This is a genomic window from Microvirga puerhi (genome assembly GCF_020089865.1).
In the GTDB taxonomy this organism is placed as follows: Bacteria; Pseudomonadota; Alphaproteobacteria; order Rhizobiales; family Beijerinckiaceae; genus Microvirga; species Microvirga puerhi.
The window spans coordinates 175,023-190,286 of record NZ_JAIRBM010000005.1 but is presented as its reverse complement, the minus strand read 5'-3'; the positions used below and the strand labels follow the sequence as shown (position 1 = coordinate 190,286).

The following is a 15,264-nucleotide window of genomic DNA, read 5'->3' as shown; positions in this document are numbered from 1 at the left end:
AAGACCTCGATCAGGAACGGCGGCGCGTGCTGTCCGATGCGAAGGGACGGGAGGGCCCGGGATTGGGCGACGGCCGCTCGTAGCGTACGCCGGTAAAGAGAAGAATCTCGCCGCGTGGCTCGTTCGCCGACAGCACGGGCCGGGGCGGACGAGACGCCGGATCGGGAAAGATGAGGAGCGTCCCCTGACTTCTGCTCCAAGCGTCGTTCATGTGGAATCCTCCGTGCCACTCCGCTGTCTGCTTCGACGGTCCCCTCACAAAATAACGCTATGGTTAACAGACCGTTTCCAGCGAACAAACTTCGCGCAAAAGCTTCACCTGTTGCGGAATCAACATACGGCAAAGCCCTTCGGTTCCTTCCCTAAAGGAGGCATCGCGCGCAAATACGGCAACCATTTAACAATCCGCTAACGGCGCGGTCTTACGGTGCGCGACGTCGTGTCGAAAGAGTTGCGTTGATGGCCTCCCCCGCCCTGCAGGAGCATTGGCCGGACCTGTCGGGTCTCGGATTGCCGAATGTCCGGAATGCGGATTCGCGTGCTGCTCTTCTGGTGATGAACGCGGAGCTCTTCGTCACTGCGCCGGCTCGCGACCGGGAGATTATCGAGACATTTGAATCGCTTGCGCTCGGCTTCCTGCCAGGCATGGATCATGCGACTCTCGTGACTCTCGCGCGGATTCTATCCCCGTGCGAAGATACGCCGTCGTCGATTCTCGATCATCTCCTGCGGCATTCGCAGGAGACACGCGATATCGTGCTCGGCCATCTGGCGATATTTCCTTCCCATCTGGTGAAGCAGCTTTTCGCGACGGCGGAGGGCCGCCTGCGTCTCGCCCGTCATCCGGCACTGACTTCGACGACGGTCGATCACCTTCTTGTGATGCACGAGGATGCGCTGGACGACGTGCTGGCAGTCAATCGCAGCATCCTCGCGACGAGTCCCGCGATGCGCGAACTCGTCCGCCGCGCGCGCAACAGGCCATCGCTCGGGACGATCCTTCTGGCCCGCGATGGGCTCACGCTCCGTGACGAAGCCGCGCTCTATCTGGCTGCCGACCCGGAGCGCCGTCGCAGGATCCGGGACCGAATGGCTCCAGCGACCGCGGACGATGCTCTCCGCCTCGCCGATTACGAACGCGCAGCCTTGGTGGCTGCGGCGCGGGCCAGCGACGTGGCGCATTTCGAAGCACTGTTGAACTATGCCTTCGGCTTTGCGACCGGCGTGGTGTGGCGTCTTCCCGTTTCGGGACGCCATGAGCTTCTGTCGCTTGCGCTGAAAGCAATCGGATTCGGAGAGAGGGATGCGATCGAGATCATTCTCGGCCTTCACCCGGCAATGTCCCAACCCCTCTCCGCGGTGCGCCGCCTCGTCCACGCCATGCGCGAACCGTCGCCTCCCGTCGCCGCCGCTCTGGTGCGGGCAATCCTGGGCGATGTGTGACGCCTCATTCTTCGGTCGCGAGATCGAGGAAGTGCCGTCCGTCCCGGTCATCGACCTCGACCAGCCACAGGTCCGGATCGAAGCGAATCTCCCGCGTCATGCGCTCCTCCACATCGAGGGGCATCACATCCTGCAGAACAGGTGAGAAGCGACGTTCACCGCTATCGTCGAGAAACAATTGCGGCGCCGGACCATAAAGGCTCGCCGTGCCGTCGAGTCGGTCGACCTTCACGAAGATGGCGCCCGCCTCTGAGGCACCGCGCTTGCGTAGAGCAGCCTCGACACCTTCGACACCGCAGCGGCGGAGATAGGCGGACACCCAGAAATCGGATCGCAGACGGGACATGGCCGCTTCCTGTGCCACTGCATGCGGCGCCCTGCAAGCGGGACGCCTCCGGTCACGGCATCGGCAGGCCCGCAAGGGAAGTGAGTTCGCGCAGCGTCCTTCCTCCGAATTCGCCGGTCACCGGAAGGTGCCGGTCGCGTTCGAAGCGCTCGAGGGCCTGGCGCGTCTCTGATCCCATGAGGCCATCAGGCTTCACGTTGTAGCCGAGCTTTGCAAGAGCGCGCTGGCCGAGGAGCACGGGATCCGCTTCCGGCTTGCCGACGCTCGCCGGCGGCACCGGCACAGGCCCCCCCATGCGGATCATGTCGGCGATGCTGTCCTGGGCGGCCTGGGCCTGTGGTTGCGGCCTTGCGGGAGCGGGCGCCGGCGGTGGGGCTACGGTGACCCGTTGCGGCTGGGTCACCTCCCCTTTCGTGATGAGATCGGTAATCGCGCTGCGCGGCGGCGGCTTGACCGGCTGAGGCGCGGCCGGCGGAGCCGTGCTCACTGCATGATTGACAACGGGCGGCGGCTCGGCGGCGAGCGGTTCGACGGCTGGTGCGGGCGCAGATACAGGTGCCGGCCGCGACGGCGGCAGCAGGTTCGACGGCACGTTCTCCGGCGCATGGCTGGCGGAGCGGCTGAACAGCGGCGCAGGATGGCGGACCGTCTGCAGAGCCAGAGCATTCCAGGCGATGGCTCCCGCGCAAGCAGCGAGCAGAGCACTGACCAGCGCCTCGCGCGGGTGATCGAGGAGAAAGAGAACCGCCTTCGCTCCGAGCCCCGGCTCCTTGCGCGCCTTCGCCGGAGGCGCCCGACGCGACGACGCGGCAGGCCGCCGTGCCGCCGGAGCCCGTCGGGCCGGCGGCGGGGAGGACGTCACGAAATCATCGTCGTCACGAGCGGCTAGGGCTTCACGCAAATTCGGTCTTCCCGTCTTGAGTGGTGGGGCGTCACAGCCCCATCGTCCTTGAGCAACACCGTGCCAGAGGCCACTTAAGCGAACCTAAAAGCAGCCGGCTGATTCCGCACCCTTCTTCTGTTCCGGAGCGCGGCTTGTATGGGCATGCTGTTCTCGGGCGATCCATATTGCCTCGCATTTTCCTTATTTTCCCCGGAATTTCGGTATGAGCGGCGACAGGCCATTCGCATCAACCTTTTGTTCATCCTGATTCCAGGTTGCTGCTCACCGCCCTACGAGCGTGCCGCCGTCGGGGTTATGATGATGCATCTTCCAGCCGACAGCCACGAGCGGGTCATGTTTTCAATTCTGCGTGCCTTTCTCATCATCGGGGCGATTTTCTACTACTCGCCGGTCCGGCAGCAGACGGACGGCGCTACTGCGCTCGACGGGCTCATGGCCTGGGGGACGCAGCGGACCGAGCCCAAGGCATCCGCACCAGGCGCAGGCGAGACGCCAGCGCATCTGGAGACCATGTGGCAGGCCCTGCCCGATGGGGCGAAACAGGCTGTGATCGACAAGATCCTGGCGACCTCGGGCCTCGGCCCCACTGCGACGCCTGCGGCTCCGGCGGGCGATACGCTCCGGCCCAGCGACCGGCAGCCGCCCTGGCGCGGTGAAGCCAAGAAGTCGAACTCCTAGAGTTTCTTTGGCGAATCTTTGTTTGCCGCATTTTTTGACGGCGAGCCGGATCCACGAAGAAATGACTCTGCGTCGGCGGAAACAGCTCTGAGGTCAGGCCCGTTAGGGGTCGGGGCGTTAGATGGTTGCCGCCCCATGCCGATCGTAAATGTTAAGGCGGCATTCCATCACGAGCCGCCCGTGTCATATGACACGGGCGGCTCGCCTCTTAACGCACTTCTGTCTTTTGCACCGAGACCAGGAGCATCATCGGCCGCTCCAACTCTTCGGCCAGTTCGGGTGAGTGCTCGATCTGTTCGCGCGTTGGGGCGAACTCCTCGATCCTCCGCAATCCGAAACCGGCATCGATCAGCGTATTGAGGGTCGTCCCAAGCGTCCGGTGATATTTCAACACGCCCTTGGCGAACCAGTCCGTGCGGCGCTCGCCCTCGATCGAATAGCCATTGACCGGCCAAGTCTTGCGACCGTCCACATCGGCGATCCAATGTGGATGCGCCGCAGCCATGAAGATCGGATGCTCGATCGTGAAGACCAGAGCGCCACCGAGAACCAGCGCCTTGTGGATCATGCGCGTGAGGCGCTGGAAATCCTCGACATAATGAAAGGTCAGAGCACTGTAGACGAGGTCGAAAGCCGCCTCGGGCAGTTCCAGCGTTTCGAGATCGGCGGTTCGATAGTCGATGGCCGGATCGGAAGTATCAGCCTTGGCCCGTGAAATCATGTTCTGCGACAGATCAAGACCAAGCACCGAGGCTGCACCCTGCGCACGCATCCAACGCGAGGCCCAGCCGAACCCGCAGCCCAGATCGGCCACGCGCTTGCCGGTTAGTGTCGGCAGCATAGCTCGGATTGCCGGCCATTCGGGCGCACCGTCCAGCCCATGCACCTGTCGAGGCAACGTGCTGTAGCCAGCGAAAAATTCGGGATTGTCGTAGATGTTCTGTGCCATGTTTAGCTCCATAGTGAATGGAGGACGAGGCACTTTTCAAAGCCGAAAGGCCTCGTCCGCGAGGGGCGAGGCCAGGGTTGGCGATCCGCGTGTTCAGCTTGCGTGGTCGACATCCCGGCACCCCGCCTGGGGGATGCCGGTCAACCGGGCGACAATATGGGTGTCCTTCTCGACCATGGCCGATATCTCGGCGAGACCTTGGGCAGTGTCAAGCCCACGGCACGGACATGATAGGTGCATTGTCCGCACAAACGCCCTCCGCGCAGAAAGATGTCGCCCTGCATTCCCTCAAGCCGAAGCAGGAAGATACCCTGTCCATACGACTGGGCGTGTTCTCGCCGACGCAACAGGACCGAAAAACCTCCTTGCCAAGCTCAGGGATTGGCGATGCATCGCAGCAACCGTTATCTTCGGCTTTGAACAATGAGCCCTGAGGTTCGTCGCACCCGGTCGCCAAACGGCCCTTGCATCCTTATATGATGGGCAGAGATCGCGAACCGGAATGCCATGTTGCCGCCCATTGACGAGATTGTGTCAAACTTCGAACTCCTGGACGACTGGGACGAACGCTACCGCTATCTGATCGAGCTCGGCCGCATGATGGAGCCTCTGCCGGAGGAAGATCATGTGGACGCGAATAAGGTGCGCGGCTGCGCCAGCCAGGTCTGGCTGGTGATGAATCGCGACCGGTCGCGGGGCGAGCCGCGCCTGCATCTGATCGGCGACAGCGATGCCCATATCGTACGTGGCCTGGTCGCCCTTCTGATCTCCCTCTACAATGGCAAGACGGCCTCAGAAGCGCTGAGCACCGACGCCCTCGGGCTGTTCAAGAATCTCGGCCTCGCCGAACACCTGACGCCGCAACGCTCCAACGGCGTCAGGTCCATGGTCGAACGCATTCGCCACGACGCACAGGAAGCGCTCGCCGCATCTTGAGAACGGCTCCGCTTCCCTGAAAAATTCTTTAAGTCCGTCCGCCCTCGATCACCACAGCCTTCCAGGTGCGTATCCCGCGCGATGCGGCGGGGCCCTGCGCCGCCGTTTCGATGCCGTAATGCTCCGCTAACCGCGCCAGCGCCAGCCGGACCACGACCTTGCCGGAACGCGGCGGCCATTGCCGTTCCCGTTCGATCACCTCCAATCCTTTCAGAAACCCGCAGAGATCCATCAAAAGGTCGGTGAAATCCGCACCGACGGCATCGAAGGCGTTTCGGATGCGCTGCCGCGCGGCCACCATGCGATCCGTCGCGTCGGCCGGCGCGGACGGACCGGCGCTTCGCGGCATGGCATCCCAGCGCGCCGCGACACCCGGCAGAAGCGCCGCCAGGACGATATCGGTCCGGAGCCGCTCGCCGGCCTGGTACGACGCGTCGTCGATAAGAGGTTTACCGTCCCGGCCCTTGCGCCGACGCAGCCAATCGAGCGGGCTCTCCTCCGCATCCACACGCACACGATGCGGTCCACCTTCGGTCTCGATCTCGACGACCTCCGTATGCCGATGCTGGTGGAAGAACCGAACGTCCGGCTCCGGTGCATCGGCGCGGCGCAAATGCGCGCGCCCCGTCTCCGTCAGGAGCAACGCGTCCGTGCCCGCATCGCCTGCCTGCCAGCGGGCGAGGTCCTGGCGGGCGAGGGTCTCCGCCGCTTCGCGCGAAAATCGCCCTGCCCCCACCGTCACGGCGGCGCGCCGCTTGCGCAGGATCACCTCAGCGGCATCAGTCGGATCGACGAAAGCCTGTGCCTCCGGCAGGCCGAGGGCCTCGAGCAGGCGCTTCGCCTCCCGGGTCAGAGCCGGCCGCGGCAGGACGAGATTGCCGAGATGGCCCGTCGTCCCGCCCCCACTCTGCTTGCGGCGACGGGGCCGTGACGACTTGACCGGCGAGGCGGTAGGCAAGGCCTTATGTTTTGCAATGCCATCATTATCCTTTTTGTTCATGTTTTGTTCCTTGAAATAAATTAAGAAGGGACGAGTCCCTCCGCCCCGAATTGTGAGCCCATATTCCTACCTGTCAAGGCAACGGCGCACTGTGGATAATTCTGGGGATGGGCTCCAGGCCCATCCCTCACGTCCGGCTTCAGGCGTGTTTGCTTGGGAATTCGGCTCAGGCCGCATCGGGCCGCTGCCCTCCCGACGACGGTCCGGTCGCAACCGGCAGCATCTCATCCGCCCAGCCCGTCATGCCGCCGATCATGAGTTTGACGGAGCGACCGAGCGACGCCAGCTTCAATGCGCCCTTGTCGGCACCGTTGCAGTGTGGCCCCGCGCAATAGACGACGAACAGAGTGTCGTCAGACCACTGCGCCAGCCTCTCCTGCCCGATCTCCCGATGCGGCAGGTTTACGGCTCCCGGCACATGCGCTCGCGCATAGGCGCCGGGCCCGCGCACGTCGAGCAGCACGAATCCGGGAGCGTCGCTCGCCATGGCGTCGTGCACGTCCGAGCAATCGGTTTCGAGAGAAAGACGACGCGCGAAATGAGCGGCGGCTTCGGCGGCAGGCGCAGCGCGAATGGCGGTAACCTCGTTTGTCGGCATGGGAATCTCCTTGTGGAAAACCGGCTTTGCGAAAACCGTGGCGAGATTGACGCAGACCGGGCATGGTGGGGAAGTGGCGCTTTTGCCAATGTACGATCAGATCATGCCAAATCCTCTCGTCGTCGCCCTCGCCTATGACCGCCTGTGCACATTCGAGTTCGGGATCGCAGTCGAGGTCTTCGGTCTTCCGCGACCGGAGATGGGAACCGACTGGTATCGCTTCGCCGTCTGCGCCGTCGATCCCGGCCCCTTGCGCGCCATCGGCGGGTTTCATGTGAGCGCCGATGGCGGCCTCGATCTTCTCGATGAGGCACACACCATCATCGTGCCGGGCTGGCGCGGCGCTCTGTCCGAACCGGTCCCACCGGAATTGATCGCTTACTTAAGGCGGGCGCATGAGCGCGGCGCGCGATTGATGTCGATCTGTTCCGGCGTTTTCGTCCTTGCGGCAGGCGGTTTTCTATCAGGCCGGCGAGCGACGACGCACTGGCGCTATGCGCAGATCCTCGCCGAAGCCTATCCTGACATCCGCGTCGAGCCCGATGTCCTTTATGTCGATGAAGGCTCGGTGCTGACATCGGCCGGCAGCGCCGCAGGCATCGATCTCTGCCTGCATGTGGTTCGTCATGATTACGGGCCGGAGATCGCCAACCGCATTGCGCGACGTTTGGTGGTGCCGCCACATCGCGAAGGTGGGCAGTCGCAGTTCGTTGAACGTCCTGTTCCTCCGACGCGTGAAGGCTTGCGCCTTGGTCCGCTCTTCGACCGGATGCGCGAACGTCTCGCGCAAGAGCAATCCATCGCGATGCTCGCAGGGGAAGTCGGCATGAGTCCGCGCACGTTCCTGCGCCGTTTCAAGGCGGCAACGGGAATGCCGCCTGGGGAGTGGCTGCTGGCGGAACGGCTCCAACGCGCTCGTGAACTTCTCGAAGCCTCCGATGCGAATATCGACGATATTGCCAGCACAACCGGCTTTGGTACTGCCGTCACTTTGCGCCACCATTTCCGAGTAAAACTCGGCACGAGCCCGGGCGCCTATCGCAGACGTTTTGCGCGACAGGTCGCATCTGAACCGCGCCCGTGACATGAACCGCATTATGAAAAAGGCCGCCCGGTTCTGAGCGGCCTTCTACAATCTGTTCGGACATCTTGGAGATGCCTCCACTTGCGTGAAACCATCTCTTGTCGTCGCGCGCTGCATTTTCGACGACGAAACGATCCGCCTCGCCGGAAAATGCCCTAGCCGCGAGAAGAACGACGCTTACGCCGCTGCTGGCCGAGGCCCATTTCCTTTGCAAGCTCGGAACGGGCCCGTGCATAGTTCGGCGCAACCATCGGATAGTCCACGGGGAGACCCCACTTCTCGCGATACTGCTCCGGAGTCATGTTGTACTGCGTACGCAGATGACGCTTCAGGGACTTGAACTTCTTCCCGTCTTCCAGGCACACGATATAATCCGGCGTGACCGACTTCTTCAGCGGGACAGCCGGCTTCGGCGCCTCCACCGGAGCCTCGGCGACTCCTCCGCCGACGCGAATCAGGGCGGAATGGATTTCGTTGATCAGCGCGGGCAGTTCACCCGAGGGAACCGAGTTGTTGCTCACGTAGGCCGACACGATATCCGCCGCCAGCTCAATATAGTTGGACGCTGCGCTTGTTTCACTCATGTACTTTTCTTCCTTTCCGGTCCCGTCTCTACCCAATATTTACGCAGGCATATATTTGGGCAGTTTCGGCAAGAGACGTTGCTTGCTTCGACTCTGAACCGCACTAGTAATCGCACAGAAATCGTGCCCAATTGACCACCTATGCCAGTTTCATTCCGATTACAAGATGTTCATCGGGAAATCTTCCAAAAAACTTTATATCATCTTACGAAGCACAATAAAACTGTGCGGTTAAAAGTCTTAACCATCACCATAGGTAAACAGGATGAGAAAATTCGCATGTTCCTGATCGGAAGAAGTAGCTAGAAATCGTTTTCTTGAAATGCTTGGCTTTTGCCTTGAGGGCTCTGACGGACCTGGAACGGCAAATCTGAGTTATGTAAGAGATGTCTTTGCTGTTCTGGCATACCTTCTGATTTGGACCTCTCCCGATGAAACGCGAACGTCTGTCGCCTCCTCCGCTGCCGCCTGCTCCGTCGATTCCGGCAAAAGCTCACCATTACGAGGTTCAAGGAACGCGCATTCGCGACGATTACGCTTGGCTCAAGGCCGAGAACTGGAAAGAAGTATTGAAAGACCCTGAGGCGCTGCCTCCCGAAATCCGCAAATGCTTGGAGCGCGAGAACGCCTATGCGGAGCAGGTTTTCAAAGGGACGGAAAAGTTTCAGGAGCAGCTCGTCGCCGAAATGCGCGGACGAATCAAGGAAGACGATTCGTCCGTCCCTGCACCCGACGGCGCCTATGCTTACTTCACACGATATCGTGAAGGCGGCCAGCATCCTCTCGTCGGCCGCATGCCTCGCGACGGTGCGGCAGAGACGATTATGCTCGACGGCGACAAGGAAGCCGAGGGGTACGCCTTCTTCGATCTCGGCGGCGCCGATCATTCGCCCGATCATCGGCTGATGGCCTGGTCTGCCGACATCAAAGGCTCCGAATACTTCACGATTCGCGTGCGAGACCTTACGACCGGGCAAGACTTATCCGATGTGATCGATCGCACATCGGGAGACGTCGTTTGGATCGGCGACTCGTCAGGGTTCTTTTATGTCGAGCTCGATGACAACCACCGCCCGGTGCGGGTCCGACGCCATATCCTGGGCGCGAACCCCGATCGCGACGAAGTCATCTATGAGGAGGAGGATCCCGGCTTCTTCGTCAAAGTCGGCGCGACGCAGTCGAACGCCTTCGTGCTGATCGAGGCCAGCGACCATGAAACCTCGGAAGTCTGGCTGCTTGACCGAGCGGATCCCGCCGCACAACCCCGTCTCGTCGAAAAACGCACGCCGCGCCTGCAGTACGATGTCGAGCATCACGGCAGTGATCTGATCATCCTCACCAATGCGGATGGAGCGGAGGATTTCAAGATCGTCACGGCCCCGGTCGCCACGCCGCAGCGCGCCCACTGGCGCGATCTGGTGCCGTACCGGCCAGGCATCATGATCCTCTTCGTAGTGGCCCTGGCGCGCCACCTCGTGCGCCTTGAGCGCGAAGATGCCAAGCCGCGTATCGTGCTGCGCGAAATTGCGAGTGGCTGGGAGGAGACCATTGCATTTCCCGAGGACACCTATTCGCTCGGCGCCGACCCGGGATACGAGTTCGACACGGATGTCATCCGCTTCCGCTATTCCTCGCTCAAGACGCCGGGCGAGGTGATCGACTACGACCTGCGGACGAAGAGCCGGACCTTGCGCAAGCGCCAGGAGGTCCCGAGCGGCCACAATCCGGATGATTACGTGACGCATCGCCTGATGGCGACGGCACCCGATGGGGAACAGGTACCGGTCTCGATCGTCCATCGCCGGGAGGTTCATCTCAACGGTTCAGCGCCGCTGATGCTTTACGGCTACGGCTCCTATGGCGTGTCCATGCCGGCGGGTTTCCGCACCAACATCCTGTCCCTGGTCGATCGCGGCTTCGTCTACGCCATCGCCCATATCCGCGGCGGCACGGAGAAGGGCTGGCACTGGTATCTGGACGGCAAGCGCGAGCACAAGATCAACACTTTCACCGACTTCATCGCCGCCGGCGAAGCGCTGATCGCGGCCGGATATACGTCACGCGGGCGCATCGTCGCGCATGGAGGAAGCGCGGGCGGCATGCTCATGGGAGCGGTCGCCAACATGGCGCCGGATCTCTTCGCCGGCATCGTCGCCGAAGTGCCTTTCGTCGACGTGCTCAACACGATGCTGGACGCGGATCTGCCGCTGACGCCTCCGGAATGGCCGGAATGGGGCAATCCCGGCGCCGACGAGGCTGCCTTCCGCACCATCCTTTCGTACTCGCCCTATGACAACGTGAAGCCGCAGGCCTATCCAGCAATCCTGTCTCTCGCCGGGCTTACGGATCCGCGGGTGACCTATTGGGAGCCGGCCAAATGGGTGGCGAAGCTGCGCGCAACCATGACGGGCGGAGGGCCGATCGTGCTCAAGCTTAACATGGAGGCCGGGCATGGCGGAGCTGCCGGCCGCTTCGACCGGCTGGAGGAAGTGGCCCTGGCCTACACCTTCGCCATCATGTGCGTCGAAGGATTCCACGACTAAGTGGAACTCCCTAACATTTTCCGTGGTATAAGGATGAGGGTGGCGCAATATCCCGAAGCCCCCGCTTCGGGATATTGCGCCAACGAAAGAGTGAAAGCGGACGTTCATGACCGGGCCAGGCAGCCAATCCACCCTTCAGGGTGCCGTCTCTCTCGACGACGAGACGGAACAGCGTATTGCCGAGCTCGAAAAGCGGCTGAAAGAATCCGAAAGCACCCTTCGCCGTACCAGCGGCAAGCTGCGCCTGGCGCTCGACCTGGGCAGGTTCGGCTCCTGGGAGCGAGACCTCATCACCGATGAGATGGTGGCGAATGCCGCCTGCAAGGCGCATCTCGGACTGGCTTCGGACGAGGCTCTCACCCTTGACCGGTTGCGCAGACTTCAGCATCCCGCCGACGTGGAGCGTATCGAGCAGGCGGTCGCTTATGCGCTTGCCACCAAGACCGACTACCATATCGAGCACCGGGTTCTGCGGCCGGACGGCCGGATCGGCCGCATCCTCGTCAAGGGCCGCGCCTATTACGAGGGCGACAAGCCGGTTCGCATGGTGGGCGTCACACAGGATCTGAGCGAACGCGATAGGATCCGCGAGGAGGCGCAGCAGGCGCAGCGCCGGCAGGAATTCCTCCTGAAACTCAACGATCAGCTCCGCAGCTTCCAGGATCCTTCCGACATCATGGAAGCGACAGCGCAGAGCCTCGGCAGGCTGCTCAAGGTCGATAGTGTCGGCTACGGTGAATACGATAAGACGCGCGATGTGGTGATGGTCGAGCGCGAGTGGTCGCGCGGCATGATCAGCAACGAGGGGCGCAGCTACCGCTTCAGCGATCTTCCGCCCTGGGTCGTCGAGGATCTGGAGCGAGGACGCACGATTGCCATTGCCGACGTCAAGGGCGATCCGCGACTCGACGAGCCGCCGATCCAGACGTTCTACGCGACCATGAACGTGCGGACCATGATGACCGTGCCACTTCTGAATCAGGGAAAGCTCACGGCCCTTCTCTACATCAGCTCATCCGAGCCTCAGGCTTGGACTGACGAGGATATTTCCCTCGTCGAGGACGTTGCCAAACGCACATGGATCGCCATCGAAAAGGCACGGGCAGAAAACGGCCTGCGTGAAACCCAAGCTCGTTTCGAGATCATCGCCGAATCGCTCCCGGCCCTGGTGTGGATCCTGCGCTCGGATCTCAACCTCACCTATACGAATGAGCGCTGGGTCGCCTATTCGGGTCTTCCGGCGGAACAGGCTCTCGGCCGAAGCTGGATGAACGCGATTCATCCGGACGATCTCGCAAAGATTGTCGAAGACGTGGAGGACCTCATCCGCACGGAATCGCACTACGAGACAGAGGCGCGCTACAGGTCGACGGACGGCGTCTATCGCTGGCACCTGATCCGGGCCGCACCCGTTCGCAACGCCAAGGGCGAATTCACCGGCTGGGTTGGTACCAGTGTCGACATCCACGACCTGAAGGAGACGGAGAAAGCCCTTCGCATCAGCGAGGAGCGCCTCTCTCTCGCGCAGCGGGCGGCCGGCATCGGTGTCTTCGATTGGGATGTTCCGTCCGGCAAGGTCACCTGGACTCCCGAACAGGAGCGCCTGTTCGGCGTCGAGAGCGGCACATTCAAGGGAGATTTTGCAGCCTGGGAAGAGCGCGTGTTCCCCGAGGATCTGGGAACGACGAACAAGCTCATTCAGGAAGCACTCGGTCGCCGAGATCCGGAAGTGAATCTCACCTATCGTATCCGTCGACCCGACGGCAGCGCACACCACATCGATACGCTTGCGCTCTTCTTCTACGATGCCGATGGCAAGCCCTTGCGCATGGTCGGCGTCAACCTCGACATCACGCGCTACAAGCAGGCGGAGCATCGGCAACAACTGCTGATCCGCGAGCTGCATCATCGGGTCAAGAATACGCTCGCGACCGTGCAGGCCATCGTCGGTTCGACCGCGCGCACCGCGTCGAACATCGAGGAATTCTACCAGGGCTTCGTTGGACGCATCGTGTCGCTGGCGCGCACTCACAACGTTCTGACCGAGGATTACTGGCAGAAGGCGTCGCTCGAGGAACTGATCCGGACGGAGCTCGGCCCTTACGAGGACGAGGCGCGGAACCGAGTCTCGGTCGAGGGACCTTCGGTGGAGCTGCCGTCCGAGGCCGCCGTCCCGATCGGCATGGCACTCCACGAGCTCACGACGAATGCGGCCAAGCACGGCGCGCTGTCGGCTTTCGGCGGCCAGGTCGACGTGAAATGGACGGTCGAGAAACAAAAAGGCAAGTCCATTCTTTCATTTTCCTGGACCGAGCGCGGCGGGCCGCGCGTGATCGAACCGAACCGCCAAGGATTCGGCACGCGCCTGTTGCAGCGCGTGCTCACCGCTCAGCTGAATGCGGACGTGCAGATGGAGTATGACGAAGCGGGCCTGCGCTTCCACATGACCTTGCCCATTCCGGACGCGACGCCGCCTTTCAACTCGAATTCCTGACCAGTCATGCTCCTCAACGCCACCCGCTCGCAACTGATGATCGTCGATATGCAGCAACGGCTCATGCCGGCGATCGATCATGGGGAGGATCTTATGCCCCGGGTCAATCTTCTGCTGCGCGGCGCGGAGCGTCTCGGCATACCGGTGACGGTCACGGAGCAATATCCGAAAGGACTTGGCCCCACTGTCACGCCCGTCCTGGATGCTCTCCCGACGGCCTCGGTCGTTCTGCCTAAGGTTCACTTTTCGGCGGCCGGCGATGACGCGATCATGGAGCGCGTGACGATGCTGCGTGGCCAGGGCCGCGATCAGATCGTGCTGTGCGGCGTCGAGGCCCATGTCTGCGTGCTTCAGTCCGCACTTGGCTTCCGCATGGCGGGATTGCACACCTACGTGGTCGGTGATGCCGTCTCAAGCCGTGCGCCGGCGAGCGTCGCGGCGGCCTGCGCCCGGTTGCTCCATGCGGGTTGTCATTGGATTACGAGCGAGATGGCGATTTTCGAATGGCTGGAGGAAGCCGGCACGGACAATTTCCGTGCCCTGTCCGCGCTTCTTAAGTGATCTTGACGCCGCCCTGACCGGTGGAAATGAACTCCTTGAGTTCATCGAGCGACTTGAACCGGAACAGCCCTTGCGGGGTTTCGGCCTCGATGGAGCCATCTGAGAACATCACGTAGCGGTTGTCGCCGGAATTGTAGCTTCCAATGATCGTTCGGGCGCCTGCCGGTTCGGAAGCGGCCTCTTCGGCCCGCTCTTCGACTGGCTTCATGACCTCTTCGCGGGCTTCCGGCTCGCGCTGCAAAACGTCGTCGTCCTCCGCAACGTCAGGTTCCGGCTCACGTTCCTCCGGTGCCTGCTCCGGCTCACGCTCGGGAAACGCAAACGGCCGCGCAGGCTCAGGCGGCTGAACCTCGGTGTAGCGCGTCTCCCAGGAGCGCTCCGCGATCAGGAAGTCGGGAACGCGAACGTCCGGCTCGGGGGCAGGCTCCTCCCGGGATGGGGGCGCGGCCTCGGAAACCTGAGGCGGAGCCGCAATCTCCGGCCCTCTGAACGCGGGCCGCTCATAGGAGCGTAGCCGATCGCTCTCCTCATGCTCATGGGCCGAGAGAACAGGTTCGGCCTCCGAAAGCGCGGCCTCGGCGGGCGCACCCTTGGCGGCTGCGGACTCCGTCTCGGAAAAGAGCGGCAGGCTCGGCTGTTCGTCCTTCGCCGGTTCGGCCTCGGAAGGCGCCCTTTCGGCTGCGGAGCGACCCAGCAGACCGCCGGCGAGAGCCGCCAGCGACATCCCGGCCGCGGCGGCTCCGGCCTGCGCGGCATGCGTTTCCTCGTCCTCCACCAGATTGGACTGGAGGCGCATCAATTCGTCCTGGATATGCGACAGCCGGGATACGATCGTGGCGACGCCCAGGAGCAGCGCGCCGCTGGCGGCGCTGATGCTTCCTGCGATGACCATGGTCCAGCCACGCTCGACGAGAACGATATCCCAACCCAGTACCGCGGCGAAAACGCCGCCGACGATCATCGCAAGAGCCAAGGCGAAAAGGGCGATGACCATCCTATCTCCGTTACGCAAAACACCATCTCTCATTAGGTAAGGCCCGGATTTTATAGGGCAACGGCCCCGTCAAGGAAAGCTTGGCCGGAAAAAAGTCGGAAGCTTGGCCGTTGCCCTCGCGGCCCTGCCGCTTTAACTAACCCGCAGGCC

General features: G+C 62.5%; 15 protein-coding genes. 7 read left to right on the top strand and 8 right to left on the bottom strand.

Going from position 1 to position 15,264, the window contains the following annotated elements:
* Nucleotides 1-10 precede the first annotated feature (10 nt).
* Nucleotides 11-211, bottom strand: a complete 201-nt coding sequence (locus K9B37_RS08745; RefSeq protein ID WP_224312700.1) for a hypothetical protein — start codon at nt 209-211, stop codon at nt 11-13.
* A gap of 248 nt (nt 212-459) precedes the next feature.
* Here K9B37_RS08745 and K9B37_RS08740 point away from each other — a divergent pair, with 248 nt between their 5' ends.
* Complete coding sequence (locus tag K9B37_RS08740; protein ID WP_224312699.1) at nt 460-1,443, top strand: hypothetical protein; 984 nt, start codon at nt 460-462, stop codon at nt 1,441-1,443.
* Nucleotides 1,444-1,447: 4 nt separating this feature from the next.
* Here K9B37_RS08740 and K9B37_RS08735 read toward each other — a convergent pair whose 3' ends face one another.
* A complete protein-coding gene (locus K9B37_RS08735) occupies nt 1,448-1,789 on the bottom strand; it encodes a DUF1491 family protein (protein WP_224312698.1) in 342 nt (113 codons plus the stop codon).
* A gap of 52 nt (nt 1,790-1,841) precedes the next feature.
* Nucleotides 1,842-2,651: a peptidoglycan-binding domain-containing protein gene (locus K9B37_RS24895; RefSeq protein ID WP_224312697.1), complete on the bottom strand. Its 810-nt coding sequence runs from the start codon at nt 2,649-2,651 to the stop codon at nt 1,842-1,844.
* 375 nt (nt 2,652-3,026) lie between these two features.
* Here K9B37_RS24895 and K9B37_RS08725 point away from each other — a divergent pair, with 375 nt between their 5' ends.
* A complete protein-coding gene (locus tag K9B37_RS08725) occupies nt 3,027-3,371 on the top strand; it encodes a hypothetical protein (RefSeq protein ID WP_224312696.1) in 345 nt (114 codons plus the stop codon).
* 208 nt (nt 3,372-3,579) lie between these two features.
* On the opposite strand, the gene K9B37_RS08720 is transcribed toward K9B37_RS08725, so the two are convergent.
* Nucleotides 3,580-4,320, bottom strand: coding sequence for a class I SAM-dependent methyltransferase (locus tag K9B37_RS08720; protein ID WP_224312695.1), 741 nt, complete (start codon nt 4,318-4,320; stop codon nt 3,580-3,582).
* 507 nt (nt 4,321-4,827) lie between these two features.
* Here K9B37_RS08720 and K9B37_RS08715 point away from each other — a divergent pair.
* Nucleotides 4,828-5,256, top strand: a complete 429-nt coding sequence (locus K9B37_RS08715) for a SufE family protein (protein WP_224312694.1) — start codon at nt 4,828-4,830, stop codon at nt 5,254-5,256.
* 28 nt (nt 5,257-5,284) lie between these two features.
* On the opposite strand, the gene K9B37_RS08710 is transcribed toward K9B37_RS08715, so the two are convergent.
* Nucleotides 5,285-6,256 (bottom strand): DUF6456 domain-containing protein, encoded by a 972-nt coding sequence (locus tag K9B37_RS08710; protein WP_224312693.1) that lies wholly within the window; start codon nt 6,254-6,256, stop codon nt 5,285-5,287.
* Between the two features lie 166 nt (nt 6,257-6,422).
* Entirely contained in the window at nt 6,423-6,860 is a 438-nt protein-coding gene (locus tag K9B37_RS08705) for a rhodanese-like domain-containing protein (protein WP_439651704.1), read from the bottom strand.
* A 97-nt stretch (nt 6,861-6,957) separates the two neighbouring features.
* On the opposite strand from K9B37_RS08705, the gene ftrA reads away from it, so the two are divergent.
* Nucleotides 6,958-7,938 carry a transcriptional regulator FtrA gene (gene ftrA / locus K9B37_RS08700; protein ID WP_255616498.1) on the top strand — a complete coding sequence of 327 codons (981 nt, stop codon included), beginning with the start codon at nt 6,958-6,960 and terminating at the stop codon, nt 7,936-7,938.
* Nucleotides 7,939-8,093: 155 nt separating this feature from the next.
* Here ftrA and K9B37_RS08695 read toward each other — a convergent pair whose 3' ends face one another.
* Complete coding sequence (locus K9B37_RS08695; protein ID WP_224312691.1) at nt 8,094-8,522, bottom strand: Ros/MucR family transcriptional regulator; 429 nt, start codon at nt 8,520-8,522, stop codon at nt 8,094-8,096.
* Between the two features lie 431 nt (nt 8,523-8,953).
* Between K9B37_RS08695 and K9B37_RS08690 the strand changes: the two genes are divergently transcribed.
* The 3 genes from K9B37_RS08690 (at nt 8,954) to K9B37_RS08680 (ending at nt 14,120) form a co-directional block, all read left to right on the top strand.
* Complete coding sequence (locus K9B37_RS08690; protein ID WP_224312690.1) at nt 8,954-11,065, top strand: S9 family peptidase; 2,112 nt, start codon at nt 8,954-8,956, stop codon at nt 11,063-11,065.
* Nucleotides 11,066-11,171: 106 nt separating this feature from the next.
* Nucleotides 11,172-13,559, top strand: coding sequence for a PAS domain-containing protein (locus tag K9B37_RS08685; RefSeq protein WP_224312689.1), 2,388 nt, complete (start codon nt 11,172-11,174; stop codon nt 13,557-13,559).
* Nucleotides 13,560-13,565: 6 nt separating this feature from the next.
* Nucleotides 13,566-14,120 carry an isochorismatase family protein gene (locus K9B37_RS08680; RefSeq protein WP_224312688.1) on the top strand — a complete coding sequence of 185 codons (555 nt, stop codon included), beginning with the start codon at nt 13,566-13,568 and terminating at the stop codon, nt 14,118-14,120.
* Here K9B37_RS08680 and K9B37_RS08675 read toward each other — a convergent pair.
* Complete coding sequence (locus K9B37_RS08675) at nt 14,113-15,114, bottom strand: hypothetical protein (protein WP_224312687.1); 1,002 nt, start codon at nt 15,112-15,114, stop codon at nt 14,113-14,115. The two genes, K9B37_RS08680 and K9B37_RS08675, sit on opposite strands and share 8 nt — an antisense overlap.
* Nucleotides 15,115-15,264: the final 150 nt, after the last annotated feature.

Bases quoted from the DNA above. Each gene is read 5' to 3' on its own strand.
- K9B37_RS08745 (WP_224312700.1), bottom strand. From the start codon at position 211: ATGAACGACGCTTGGAGCAGAAGTCAGGGGACGCTCCTCATCTTTCCC.
- K9B37_RS08740 (WP_224312699.1), top strand. From the start codon at position 460: ATGGCCTCCCCCGCCCTGCAGGAGCATTGGCCGGACCTGTCGGGTCTC.
- K9B37_RS08735 (WP_224312698.1), bottom strand. From the start codon at position 1,789: ATGTCCCGTCTGCGATCCGATTTCTGGGTGTCCGCCTATCTCCGCCGC.
- K9B37_RS08725 (WP_224312696.1), top strand. From the start codon at position 3,027: ATGTTTTCAATTCTGCGTGCCTTTCTCATCATCGGGGCGATTTTCTAC.
- K9B37_RS08720 (WP_224312695.1), bottom strand. From the start codon at position 4,320: ATGGCACAGAACATCTACGACAATCCCGAATTTTTCGCTGGCTACAGC.
- K9B37_RS08715 (WP_224312694.1), top strand. From the start codon at position 4,828: ATGTTGCCGCCCATTGACGAGATTGTGTCAAACTTCGAACTCCTGGAC.
- K9B37_RS08710 (WP_224312693.1), bottom strand. From the start codon at position 6,256: ATGAACAAAAAGGATAATGATGGCATTGCAAAACATAAGGCCTTGCCT.
- ftrA (WP_255616498.1), top strand. From the start codon at position 6,958: ATGCCAAATCCTCTCGTCGTCGCCCTCGCCTATGACCGCCTGTGCACA.
- K9B37_RS08695 (WP_224312691.1), bottom strand. From the start codon at position 8,522: ATGAGTGAAACAAGCGCAGCGTCCAACTATATTGAGCTGGCGGCGGAT.
- K9B37_RS08690 (WP_224312690.1), top strand. From the start codon at position 8,954: ATGAAACGCGAACGTCTGTCGCCTCCTCCGCTGCCGCCTGCTCCGTCG.
- K9B37_RS08685 (WP_224312689.1), top strand. From the start codon at position 11,172: ATGACCGGGCCAGGCAGCCAATCCACCCTTCAGGGTGCCGTCTCTCTC.
- K9B37_RS08680 (WP_224312688.1), top strand. From the start codon at position 13,566: ATGCTCCTCAACGCCACCCGCTCGCAACTGATGATCGTCGATATGCAG.
- K9B37_RS08675 (WP_224312687.1), bottom strand. From the start codon at position 15,114: ATGGTCATCGCCCTTTTCGCCTTGGCTCTTGCGATGATCGTCGGCGGC.